We start from the raw sequence: 12,526 nt of genomic DNA, 5'->3' as shown, positions 1-12,526 counted from the left end.
ACAATTGTGTGCGAATTCAAGAAAAATTAAACCACCTATCCCCTAAAGAATTTAGGGAACAAGTGGTTTAGGTGTTTTGATAGGTGTCCCGTTTTCAGGGTTCACTTCAAACAAACGGAGCTTTTTGTTATTGGATACAATAAACGATTACACCAACGATAATAATCATGTTGCCGATGAGTTTACGTTTCGTTATTTTTTCCCCTAGGAAATACCAACCGAAAATTAATATGATGATATAACTTAAGGATTCTAATGCTGATGCTTGTTTTAATTCCATGCCCTTCATGGCGATTACATTTAATCCAGCATTAAGTACAAATAAAGAGTAACCGATAATAACATAAGGATTCACATATTCTTTTATTCTAGAATCGTATTGTTGTAAAGTAGCTTTTTTTAATAATATTTGTGAGTAATTTGCTAAAATTATCCCGAAAATAAACAATAGCATATAACTATTCATCTTTTGTCACCACCACAATTCCGACGATAATAATAGCTGCACCAAGTAAATGATTCCACTGAATTGTATCTCCAAATAGAAATACTGACCAAAGCATTGACCATAGTATAATGATCCCTCGATGTGAATATGCTTTTGAAATTTCGAAATGTTTAATTACTTGTTGCCATAAAATTGCATATCCGAATAAAAGTATAACTAGTCCGAAATAAGCAACAAAAAATGAGATTGAAGCAATTGGAAATTGAGCTGCCCATTTCATGTAAACCATAATGATAGAATATATCAAAAAAGCTACATGTAAAAATACATAATTTTTAATAGTTGGTTTCATTTATTCACTCTCTTTTACATATAAATATCTATTTATATCTGTTTTTTTAATGATAGATATAGAAATATATTTTGTTTAATCTTTCACATTCCAAATTATATAGTATCATGGCTTTTATTGTAAAACAATAGAAGCCATGCATTCATTTTTTCCAAGATTCTACAATATGTATCGTTTTATTTGTTGCATCCAACTCTACTTGAACACCGAAAGGTATAGTAATCATTGGATGTGTATGACAACAATCGAAGTCAGCTAGAAAAGGAATTCTTTGATTTTGAAGTACTTCCAACAGTATTTCAAAAGGTTTTCGATTTGTACCACAATCATCAAATTGCTCATGTTTTCCAAGAATGATACCTGAAATTTTATCAAATACACCGTTAATTTTAAGGAATGAAAAGCTTCTTTCGATAGTAGCTGCATCTTTTGAACTGTCCTCAATAAAGAGAATATCGCCTTCTTGAATATGTGGCATATAGGGGCTAGCCCAAATTCCTTGGATCGTGTTTAAATTCCCGCCAATAATACGCCCAGTAGCTTTTCCTTCAATTACTGAAATCCAATTGTTTGGTCGAAGTTCTTTCTCCTTCGTCTTTTCTTCCCAATTAATAAATTCATCTGACCAAAATAATGGTTGTTTTATATGATAAGGAAGAGATTGATCATGTAGTAAAGTTTCTGCAAAATATTTGTATGTGCAGTTAACAAAAGGTTCAAATTCGCCAAAGGAAGGGACGAGAGCGGGCCCATAAAATGTAGGGATTCCTGTTTTAGCATAAATTCCTAGTAATAAAGCAGTTGCATCTGAATATCCAATCATTATTTTAGGGTTATTTAGAAAAGCGTCATAATCAATATAAGGTAATATTGAATTTGAATTCATCCCACCAATTGTTGACATAATACAAGAAATATTAGGGTTTCTTATCAAGGCATTTAGTTCATCAGCACGCTCTTGTATACTACCAGAACGATAAAAATCATATCGACCTGTTAATGAACCTTCTAATATACGAAACCCTTTCTGTTGTAAGTAAGATTTTGCTCGTTCAAATCTTTTTGGAGAAGTGTAGGTTACTGGTGAAGAAGGGGAGTAGATCCCAATTGTGTCTCCATATTTTAATGATTTTGGAAGTAGCATTTGTATGAATCCCTTCTATTAAATAGTTTATTTACAAGATTTTATTGTTGAATATTCTTATATTTCAGTATTATAAGTGTAACATAAACAAATTAAAATAATAATTCCTGTATATGAATAAATATACTTTTTACCTTGACTGTATAAAGGAATTGTTGTTAAGGTTAAATGTGAGTGTATAAAAGGTTTGCTAAAGGAGTTTTGAAATGAATCGGTTAAAATGGGGAAGGATGACAGTCCTATTAGTCATTATTTTAGGGATATGTTGGTTCTTATTCCAAGGAAATCAAAAGAGCGTAGCGAATGTAGAAGGACAACCTTTGCAAGTGGCAGAACTACCTAAAGCAGGATTTACCGAAAAAGTAGTCCCGCCAAAGTACATCCCACCAGAAATTAACGCAAAAGCGGCTATGATTATCGATGCGAGTGATGGAGATATTATTTATCAATATAATGAAAATGAAGCTTTTGCACCGGCTAGTATGTCTAAGATGATGACAGCGTATCTCCTACTAGAGAGTATACATAACGGGAAAGTTCGCTGGGAAGATCCAGTTAAAATGAGTGCGAAGGCGGCACAAACAGAGGGAGCGAGAATCCCAGTACAAGTTAATGACACATTAACTGTTAAAGATTTATATCATGCATTAATGATTGAGTCAGCTAATAATTCAGCTGTGGCTTTAGCAGAACATATGGCAAAATCGGAGAAAGATTTCGTTCAGCTTATGGATGCAAAAGCGAAACAGTTAAAAATGTCGGAACATGCTAAATTTGCAAATGCTTCTGGATTACAAGAGCCAGATGGAAGTGAAACAAAAATGACGGCTGCTGATGTAGCACAATTGGCGTATCATCTTATAAAAGATTATCCGGAAATATTAGAAGTGACTCACTTGCGTCAAAGTCAGCTAGCATTTAATAATATTAATGTTATAAGCACAAACGACATGTTAAACAAAAATAATAAAAGTTTATATATAGAAGGAATGGACGGACTAAAAACAGGATTTACAGATAGTGCAGGATATTGTTTTACTGGGACTGCCAAGCAAGGTGATAACAGAATTATTACAGTAGTCATGGGGACCTCAAGTAAAACAAAACGTTTTACAGAGACGAATAAGTTAATGTCGTATGCATTTGGATTAGTTAATTAAGTAAGTAAAATACCAATCTAGATCGCTACATAAGTAAGGCTGTTTGTTGTTACTAATTTTAGATAACAATAAACAGTCTTTTTATTTTAACTTTAAAAAGGAAAAAGATTCTAAATACAAGTGTTATCATTTGAGTTTATTTGTTGCTGTGATATTATAAAGTTATAAGCTTATTAATAATAAGTTTGAGGGGCGTAATATGATGTATACATATGAAATAGCCTCAATTGAAAATTGGAGGGAATTATGATGGCAAAAGATTTTTACTCAGCAATTGAAGACAGAAGATCTATTTATGCAATTAGTAAAGAGCAAGTAGTTTCTGATGAGAAAATTCAAGAAGTGATTTATCATGCTGTAAAACATACACCTTCAGCTTTTAATTCTCAAAGTGCTCGTGTTGTTGTTTTATTAGGAGAACAACATGATAAATTATGGGATATTACGAAAGAAACGTTAAGAAAAATTGTACCTGAAAATAACTTTGCACCTACTGAAGAAAAAATGAATGCATTTAAAAGTGGTTATGGGACGGTTTTATATTTTGAAGACAGTGAAGTAGTGGAAGGCCTTCAAGCAAACTTTGCATTATATAAAGATAATTTCCCAACTTGGTCTCAGCAATCATCAGGAATGTTACAATTTGCAATTTGGACAGCTTTAGAAATTGAAGGGTTTGGTGCTACGTTACAGCATTACAATCCGCTAATTGATGAAGAAGTGAGAAAAGAGTGGGATATCCCAGAGAATTGGAAACTAACTGCGCAAATGCCATTTGGTAAACCGGTAGTACAGGCTGGTGAAAAAGAATTCCAACCGTTAGAAAACCGTGTGAAAATTTATAAATAATTTGATAAAAGGTGAACAGGAATATAACCTGTTCACCTTTTATAAGTAGTAAGGGTTTTTTTGTTCGGCATTTTTCATCTGATTCTTTAATTCATTTTTACGTGTTACAATCGCTGATACTTTTTGTAATGTTATCATTGAAACGAATTGAATAAAAGCATAGTATAGCTCTATATTTTTTTGTATTGGATCATCTATTATATTTCTCATAAATATGCCTCCTCTTTTTATTCAAATAAAACTCCGCATTAATGGGCAACCCGAGTGGTGAGGGTTAATAATTAGCGGAGGATGTATAAACCCCTTACTGATTAAAGTTTCATTTTATTAAGATATGTATATAATACTATAAACATCCTATAAATTCCATTATCGGAAAAAGAGAACAGTTGATATAGTGTGTGTTTTCTTTAAAGGAGAAATGACTTTTGTGAAATAAATCTTACAATTCGTCAAATTATTTCAAAATTGTAGATAGTATAGAAAATTAGTTTTCTAAAAATATTATACTATTGATAAATAGAGTGATTTTTGTCATGATGAAAGTATACTTCATGTAAGGAGCTTTATAAGGAAATACATACTTTAGTTTGTATTAGGTTAATAGAATTTTTTGTAATAGATAGAAAAGGGATATTTTATATTAAAATATTAAATAGAATGTCGAATTTTCATGCGATATATAAGAAATTTGAAAAAACCATTGCAAAAACACTATATTTAATGATAAAGTTCACATGAAGTTCACACGGATTTCACTTTGTTCATTTAAAATGAACTCTGTGTGAAAAATAAAACTCTTGCTAAAAAATGGAACTGGATGAATATTTTACTTTGATAATATTGTAAAGTATTAAAGTTTTAAGTTTTTTTAAGAGGATAGTAGGGAAAGGAAGTAAAGACAACTTATGAAAAAAGTAATTGCAGGTTTAGCAGCAGCTTCTGTAGCTGGCGTTGCAGTTCCAGGAATGGATTCTGCTCATGCACAAGTTTCAAATGAAGCGCTAAAAGAAATTAATGGACAAACTCAAACTCAAACTCAAACGACTGTAACTGAAACAAAAACTGTAGAAACAACTTCTGAATTAAAATACACAGTAACTGCTGATGTATTAAATGTTCGTTCAGGTGCTGGTACAGGACATAACGTTATTTCTAAAGTGAAATCAGGTCAAGTGCTACAAGTAGTTGGACAAGAAAATGGTTGGTTCAAAGTAAACGTAAATGGTCAAACAGGTTATGTAAGTGGTGACTTCGTAACGACTGGTGGCAAAACAGGAACGACTGTTCAACAAGGAACAGGTACTTACACAGTAAACGTTTCTTCACTTAACGTACGTACAGGCCCAAGTACATCTCATACAGTATTAGGTTCTGTAAACAAAGGTAAAACAGTACAAGTTGTAGGTGAAGTACAAGATTGGTTTAAAATCAACTTCAATGGTGGAACTGGATACGTAAGCAAAGACTTCGTAACAAAAGGTGGTTCTGCTGTATCTAACGAAACACAACAACCAACTACAAACAACAATACTACAACAGTTCAAACTGGTGGTTCTTATGTTGTTAACACTGGTGCTTTAAAAGTACGTACAGGCCCAGCTACATACAACGCTGTAATCGGTGGAGTAACAAATGGTAAAGTATTAAACGTTACTGGTGCTGAAAATGGTTGGTACAAAATTAACCATAACGGCCGCACGGGTTACGTAAGTGCAGACTTCGTTAAGTTTGTAAAAGGTGGAGTAAACAACGTTACAAATAACAATAACAATAACGTTACAAATAACGTTCAACAACCAGGTAAAGATGTACAAAAACCAACAACAGGTGGAGATACATCTTCAATCGCTGGATTCGCTAGATCTTTAAATGGTTCACCATACAGAACTGCTGGTACAACACCTGCTGGTTTTGACTGCAGTGGATTCATTCACTACGTATTAAATCAAACTGGTCATAAAGGCGCTCGTCAAACAGTTGCTGGATACTGGAGCTCTAAAACAAAAACTAGCAATCCACAACCAGGTGATTTAGTATACTTCCAAAATACTTATAAATCAGGTCCTTCTCACATGGGTGTTTACTTAGGAAACGGTCAGTTCATTAGTGCAGAAACAGATGCAACTGGTGTACGTATTAGTTCTGTAAGTAACTCTTACTGGAGCAAGCACATTTTAGGTTACACAAAAGCATACTAAGAAAAAGTAGTTTATATACTTTTCGTATAGAGAAAAGGCTTTCCAAGGAAACTTGGGAAGCCTTTTTATAGTTGAATGAATTGGAAGTTTAATAGTTTTTATTTTAACTTTCCATTTAAAAATCGATCATATAAGTCGTGGAAATAGTTAGGACGAAATAAGTTAGCTGCATGTCCTGCTAAAGGTATTTCCTTGTATAGAACGTTAGGTAAAATAGATTTCAAATCAAATAGACAAGATTTATAGAGATGATCATGCTCTCCCATTACCCATAGTATAGGGTGAGGAAGTGATTTTAATTTAGACTTTAAATCGAATTCTAACCGATGTCGTAATGACTGGGCAATAATGGATGAATGTAATTGTAATCCGAAACGGTAGTAAATATTTCTTGAAATGACTGCAAACGGATTTGATTTTAGTATACCACTTGGAAAAATAGTATTTGCGTATTGAGAGAGCCATTTAGAGTATTCATCTCCTCGTTTCTCCCAAAATTTTTGGAATACGTTATATAAGCGAGAAGGGTTATTGTAATGTCCTCCAATATGACAAATACTTAATACTTTTTCTGGATGCATTTGTGCAAAAATTGTAGAGATGTAACAGCCGTAACTTAGCGCACAAATATGAGCTTTTTTAATACCTTCTTGTTCATATAAGTTTAATAATTGATCTACGAGGCGCTGTAATGAAAAGTCGATTGCTTCTCCTTTATCATCACCGTGACCTAATAAGTCATAAGTTATAATGTTGTAGGAGGCAGAAAATCGTTTTTGCTCCTTTTTGAAGGCACGACGATTGCCAACTAATCCATGAATAAAAATAATTGTTTCCTTTTCAGAATGTATATTTGTTTGCAAAAAGGATACTCCTTTCACTAACTGGAGATTTATATCGTGTTGTAAATTATTTTTCTATAATTTACATAGAATAATATTAAGTACCAGGTAATAATATCAGATGTTTATATCTGTTGTAAAGATGAGTTTTTATGTATATTTTGTAAAAATAGAAAAAGTGTGTTTACATTCAGTTTACATTTGTATCGTATTCTAATTTTAGAAAGAACAGTTTGGTTTAACACGAGGAGATGAACAGGAATGGAAGTTAGAAATGAAATGAAGAAAAAAGGGAGCTGGAGGCAGTTTTTACGCCTTATTCAAGATACAAATCCTCCGAAAGGAATTTTAATTTTTGCGTTATTAATGAGTTTGCTTTCTACGGGAGCGAGTTTATTTATTCCTATGCTGACAAAAGGATTAGTAGATAATTTTTCGCTTTCTTCAATTAGTGCAGGACAAATTGTTGGGTTAGTTGCTTTCTTTGTAATGCAAACTATTGCGGCAGGGTTGTCTATATATTTACTAAATTATATTGGGCAGAAGATTGTAGCGGGACTAAGAGAACGTTTGTGGAAAAAGGTACTTATCTTGCCGGTATCTTATTACGATCAAAATAGAACAGGTGATACCATTAGCCGTATGACGAATGATACAGGTGTTGTGAAAACGTTAATTTCTGAGCATTTGTCAAACTTATTAACAGGTGGTATTTCAATTGTTGGATCGTTAATTGTATTATTTGTGTTAGATTGGAAAATGACTGCGTTACTTTTAACGGTTATTCCGTTGTCTGTATTAATTTTAGTTCCACTTGGACGAAAAATGTATAAGATTTCAAAAGCGCTTCAAGATGAAACGGCATCTTTTACAAGTGTGTTAACGCAAGTGTTATCAGAAATTCGTTTAGTGAAATCTTCAAATACAGAAAAAAGAGAATATGAAACGGGTAATACAGGTATACAAAAGTTATTACAATTTGGTTTGAAAGAAGGAAAAGTGCAAGCATTAATTTCGCCAGTTATGTCGTTTGTTTTAATGGCACTACTTGTTATTATCGTAGGATATGGCGGGATGAGAGTTTCTAGCGGTGCATTAACAACTGGTGAACTTGTAGCGTTTATTTTGTATTTAGTTCAAATTATAATGCCGATGAGTCAATTATCTATGTTCTTTACACAATTTCAAAAGGCAATTGGTGCAACGGAAAGAATTAGTACGATTTTAGAATATAAAGTAGAAGATCATGAAACTGGTGTGAAAGTGACAAATGCTAAGCAGCCGATCGTTCTTGAAAATGTACATTTTGAGTATAACGAAGAAGAGCAAGTTTTGAAAAATATTGATTTCACAATTGAATCAGGAAAAGTGACAGCGATTGTAGGACCAAGTGGTAGTGGGAAAACAACGTTATTCTCATTACTGGAACGTTTTTATGAGCCAACTAGCGGTGCCATTAAATTAGGAAAAGAATCAATTACGAGTTATTCATTACAGTCATGGCGACGTCAAATCGGTTACGTATCACAAGATAGTCCGTTAATCGATGGAACGATTCGTGATAATATTTGTTACGGCGTTGAAGGCGAAGTAACGGATGAAGAAATTGAAAAAGTAGCAGCAATGGCATATGTTGATGCATTTATTCATGACTTACCAAACGGTTATGCAACAGAAGTTGGAGAACGCGGTGTGAAGCTTTCTGGTGGACAAAGACAGCGAATTGCCATTGCCCGGGCGTTACTTCGAAATCCGCAAATTCTTATGCTCGATGAGGCAACTTCAAGCTTAGATAGTAAATCTGAGTCTGTCGTTCAAAAAGCGTTAAATAACTTAATGAAAGGCAGAACAACGTTAGTGATCGCGCATAGACTTTCTACTGTTGTAGATGCAGATAAAATTATCTTTATTGAAAAAGGGAATCTTACAGGTAGTGGTACGCATGATGAATTATTACAGACGCATGATATGTATCGCGAGTTTGCAACGCAACAATTGAAAATTAAAGAGGGTGCATTATAAAATGAATCATCAGTGGGATTTTACTCCACTGATGATTCATTTTAAAAAAATATATTAGATGCTAAGTAGAAAGGAAATGGTTCCTTTGATACCTAAAATTTTAATAGTAGACGACGATCCACACATTAGGGAACTCGTTTCTGTATTTTTAGAACGAGAAGGTTTTCAAACATATGAGGCAATTGATGGAGTAGATGCACTTCGGAAAATGGATGACGTAAAAGTCGATATGGTTATTCTTGATATCATGATGCCAAATATGGATGGATTTGATGTATGTTTTGAATTAAGAAAATACTATGATATCCCGGTTCTGATGCTAACTGCCAAAGGAGAAACATCACAAAAAGTAAAAGGATTTCACCTTGGGACAGATGATTATCTTGTAAAGCCATTTGATCCTATAGAACTAGTAGTGAGAGTAAAGGCATTATTGAAACGTTACCAAATTACAGTTTCACAATCGATTCAAGTTGGAAATGTATTATTAAATCGTAAAACATTCGAAGTTACATCTGGAGAACAAACGGTTACGTTACCGTTAAAAGAATTTGAGCTGCTCTTTACTTTAGGGTCTAAATCGGGAAGAACTTGTTCGAGAGAGCAATTAATTGAAGAAATATGGGGATATGATTTTGAAGGGAATGAACGTACACTAGACGTTCATATTAATCGGTTACGTGAGAAGTTTCAAGAAGAGCAGTCGAAATTTAGTATTAAAACAATAAGAGGATTAGGGTATCGCTTAGAGGTAAGTAAATGAGAAAAGGAAAACGAATGAGTAAGTTGAAGATGCTGAAAGTATTTGGAGCGGTATTAGTGCTCTTTTCTTTTCTTACTATCATTTGGTCTATCGCATTTTATGTAGCAACTAGTATATTGAATGCTTTTGACGTAAACGTATCGCCATTTGTTGCCTTTCTAATTAGTGATATGGTCGGTTTTGTATTTATTATTCTTATTTGGACATTAATTGGAATATTAATGAGGCCAAAACGAGAGGCAATGATTTGGACTATTATTGAACCGATACAAAAAATTGCAAAAGGAGATTTCTCCGTAAAAATACGAAATGAAGAAAAGTATGATGGAGAAATTGGCGTGCTCGTAAAAAGTATAAATGATATGACAGATGAACTGAATACGATGGAGAAAATGAGACAAGAATTTGTATCGAATGTTTCTCATGAAATACAGTCACCATTAACTTCTATAAAAGGATTTGCTAGAGCACTACAAGACGATAATCTTTCTGAGAAAAAAAGAAAGCATTATCTTACCATTATTGAAACTGAAACAACGAGATTATCTAAACTAAGTCAAAACTTATTAAAGCTAACTCTTTTAGAATCAGAAGAGTATATACCAGAAAGAGTGAGTTATCGATTAGATCAGCAGTTAAAGCAAATTGTGTTAAATAGTGAACCACTCTGGGCTGAAAAAGAAATTGAGTTAGAACTAGATTTAGAAAAAGTACATGTTATTGCTGATCAAGAAAGTATGAGTCAAGTGTGGATTAATTTAATTCATAATAGTATTAAATTTACTCCAAGCGGTGGTACGATTATTATTCAGTTAAAGGAACATGAAACAGTAGTGGAAGTGCGTATCCGTGATTCAGGAATTGGTATATCTGAAGAACAGAAACAACATATTTTTGAGCGTTTTTATAAAGCGGATTCTTCACGAAATCGTGCTTATGGAGGAAGTGGCTTAGGTTTAGTTATTGTAAAAAAAGTACTCGATCTTCATCATGGGGAAATAAAAGTTGAGAGTGAGGAAGGGAATGGTACTGAATTTATTGTGTGTATTCCTAATTATGAAGAAAAATAGTGTAGTGATAAAGAACCATTTTTTATTTCATACGCAGACACTCTCTTATGAGGAGGGTGTCTTTATTTTGCATGAATAAGGATAAATACGTGCAATGAATTAATAGTAATTTTCTATAGTTACCTACAAGTAACCTACGCACATGAAAGTGCATCATTGCCTTTTTACATAAACATAGATACAATTTTAATATAATACATAACTGAGATGATTAAGGAGTGTTATACTTGGCAGAATTATTACAAGGTAAAAATGCTTTGATTACAGGAGCAGGTAGAGGGATTGGTCGGGCTGTAGCAATCGCATTAGCGAAAGAAGGCGTAAATGTAGGCTTATTAGCTCGTTCAGAAGAAAACTTAAAAGCTGTAGCGAAAGAAGTAGAAGCAGAAGGTGTAAAAGCTGTTATTGCAACTGCTGATGTTTCTTCATACGAAGAAGTAACAACTGCGATTGAAACGTTAAAAAATGGTTTAGGATCTATCGATATTTTAATTAATAACGCTGGTATTTCTAAATTCGGTAAGTTTTTAGAATTAGATGTTGCTGATTGGGAAAAAATCATTCAAGTAAACTTAATGGGTGTATATTATGCAACTCGTGCTGCTTTACCAAGCATGATTGAACAACAATCTGGTGATATCATTAACATTTCATCTACAGCAGGACAAAAAGGTGCACCTGTAACAAGTGCATATAGTGCTTCTAAATTTGGTGTTCTTGGTTTAACAGAATCGTTAGCGATGGAAGTTCGTAAGCATAACATTCGTGTAACGGCTTTAACACCAAGTACAGTAGCAACTGATATGGCTGTTGATTTAGGATTAACTGACGGAAATCCTGATAAAGTTATGCAAGCTGAAGATATTGCAGAATTTATCGTAGCACAGCTGAAATTAAATAAACGTACATTTATTAAATCAGCTGGACTTTGGTCTACTAATCCATAAGAATTACATTTATTAATAAAAGAAGGGATATCTATTCTGTAATGGGATAGATGTCCCTTCTTTATTTTTTGTGTTTAAGACAGAATTTTCGGTATAATCAAAAGTGAATGGTAGAAAGCATTGGAAAATTGAAAGGGGTGGTATTTGCATGATTGGAATTGAGAAATGGACGGCTGTTGATCAATATATGAGTGATGTATTAATACCGAAAGATTCTACATTAGAAGGGGTTCTTCAAACTAATGCTGCAGCTAATTTGCCAGCACATGATGTATCACCAACGCAAGGTAAGTTTTTACAACTATTAGTACAAATTCAAGGGGCCCGTAATGTTTTAGAAATTGGTACGCTAGGCGGATATAGCACGATATGGATTGCTAGAGCATTGCCATCTGGAGGCCGAGTTGTTACATTGGAAGCAAGTGAAAAACATGCAGAAATTGCACGTAGCAATATTGAGCGTGCTAATTTGACTGATAAAATTGAAATACGAACAGGATTAGCGTTAGATTCTTTACAACAAATAGAAAACGAGAAGTATGAACCGTTTGATTTTATTTTTATAGATGCTGATAAACAAAATAACCCTGCTTATTTTGAATGGGCACTAAAACTAACACGACCGGGTACTGTAATTATTGGGGATAACGTAGTACGTGAAGGAGAAGTTATTGACAATACTAGTACCGATCCTCGTGTACAAGGGATATGTCGTTTCTATGAATTAA

At 33.5% G+C, this 12,526-nt stretch carries 13 protein-coding genes; 8 read left to right on the top strand and 5 right to left on the bottom strand.

The features are described from left to right. Positions 1 to 127: 127 nt before the first annotated feature. From MR170_RS27815 to MR170_RS27805, 3 genes are all read right to left on the bottom strand, one after another. Positions 128 to 466, bottom strand: a complete 339-nt coding sequence (locus MR170_RS27815; RefSeq protein ID WP_001089874.1) for an EamA family transporter — start codon at positions 464 to 466, stop codon at positions 128 to 130. Next, a complete protein-coding gene (locus MR170_RS27810; protein WP_000805130.1) occupies positions 459 to 800 on the bottom strand; it encodes an EamA family transporter in 342 nt (113 codons plus the stop codon). Before MR170_RS27810 ends, MR170_RS27815 begins: the two co-directional genes overlap by 8 nt. Positions 801 to 942: 142 nt before the next feature. Then, positions 943 to 1,944 carry a S66 family peptidase gene (locus tag MR170_RS27805; protein ID WP_242310207.1) on the bottom strand — a complete coding sequence of 334 codons (1,002 nt, stop codon included), beginning with the start codon at positions 1,942 to 1,944 and terminating at the stop codon, positions 943 to 945. A 206-nt stretch (positions 1,945 to 2,150) separates the two neighbouring features. On the opposite strand from MR170_RS27805, the gene MR170_RS27800 reads away from it, so the two are divergent. Both MR170_RS27800 and MR170_RS27795 read left to right on the top strand, forming a co-directional pair. Further along, positions 2,151 to 3,104: a D-alanyl-D-alanine carboxypeptidase family protein gene (locus MR170_RS27800; protein WP_001080878.1), complete on the top strand. Its 954-nt coding sequence runs from the start codon at positions 2,151 to 2,153 to the stop codon at positions 3,102 to 3,104. Positions 3,105 to 3,350: 246 nt separating this feature from the next. Continuing rightward, positions 3,351 to 3,953: a nitroreductase family protein gene (locus MR170_RS27795; protein ID WP_242310206.1), complete on the top strand. Its 603-nt coding sequence runs from the start codon at positions 3,351 to 3,353 to the stop codon at positions 3,951 to 3,953. A gap of 39 nt (positions 3,954 to 3,992) precedes the next feature. Here the strand turns inward: MR170_RS27795 and MR170_RS27790 are convergent, their stop codons facing one another. Continuing rightward, on the bottom strand, positions 3,993 to 4,163 hold the full coding sequence (locus MR170_RS27790; RefSeq protein ID WP_001244280.1) for a hypothetical protein: 171 nt from the start codon (positions 4,161 to 4,163) through the stop codon (positions 3,993 to 3,995). A 698-nt stretch (positions 4,164 to 4,861) separates the two neighbouring features. On the opposite strand from MR170_RS27790, the gene entFM reads away from it, so the two are divergent. Then, positions 4,862 to 6,154, top strand: coding sequence for an enterotoxin EntFM (gene entFM / locus MR170_RS27785; protein ID WP_050843302.1), 1,293 nt, complete (start codon positions 4,862 to 4,864; stop codon positions 6,152 to 6,154). Between the two features lie 98 nt (positions 6,155 to 6,252). Here entFM and MR170_RS27780 read toward each other — a convergent pair whose 3' ends face one another. After that, on the bottom strand, positions 6,253 to 7,017 hold the full coding sequence (locus tag MR170_RS27780; RefSeq protein ID WP_001194305.1) for an alpha/beta fold hydrolase: 765 nt from the start codon (positions 7,015 to 7,017) through the stop codon (positions 6,253 to 6,255). Between the two features lie 240 nt (positions 7,018 to 7,257). Here MR170_RS27780 and MR170_RS27775 point away from each other — a divergent pair, with 240 nt between their 5' ends. From MR170_RS27775 to MR170_RS27755, 5 genes are all read left to right on the top strand, one after another. After that, complete coding sequence (locus tag MR170_RS27775) at positions 7,258 to 9,018, top strand: ABC transporter ATP-binding protein (RefSeq protein WP_016082006.1); 1,761 nt, start codon at positions 7,258 to 7,260, stop codon at positions 9,016 to 9,018. 85 nt (positions 9,019 to 9,103) lie between these two features. After that, complete coding sequence (gene hitR, locus MR170_RS27770) at positions 9,104 to 9,781, top strand: envelope stress response regulator transcription factor HitR (protein WP_000612415.1); 678 nt, start codon at positions 9,104 to 9,106, stop codon at positions 9,779 to 9,781. After that, positions 9,778 to 10,851, top strand: coding sequence for an envelope stress sensor histidine kinase HitS (gene hitS / locus MR170_RS27765; RefSeq protein ID WP_242310204.1), 1,074 nt, complete (start codon positions 9,778 to 9,780; stop codon positions 10,849 to 10,851). The genes hitR and hitS overlap by 4 nt, the downstream gene beginning before the upstream one ends. A gap of 227 nt (positions 10,852 to 11,078) precedes the next feature. Next, positions 11,079 to 11,798, top strand: a complete 720-nt coding sequence (locus MR170_RS27760) for a 3-ketoacyl-ACP reductase (protein ID WP_000818985.1) — start codon at positions 11,079 to 11,081, stop codon at positions 11,796 to 11,798. A gap of 148 nt (positions 11,799 to 11,946) precedes the next feature. After that, positions 11,947 to 12,526: O-methyltransferase (locus MR170_RS27755; protein ID WP_242310202.1), on the top strand; the 580-nt coding region annotated here is incomplete at its 3' end.

It is taken from the genome of Bacillus cereus group sp. BfR-BA-01524, assembly GCF_022662595.1.
In the GTDB taxonomy this organism is placed as follows: Bacteria; Bacillota; Bacilli; order Bacillales; family Bacillaceae_G; genus Bacillus_A; species Bacillus_A thuringiensis_S.
Note: the sequence above shows the minus strand (reverse complement) of the source record. Positions and strands in the feature narration are given on the sequence as shown.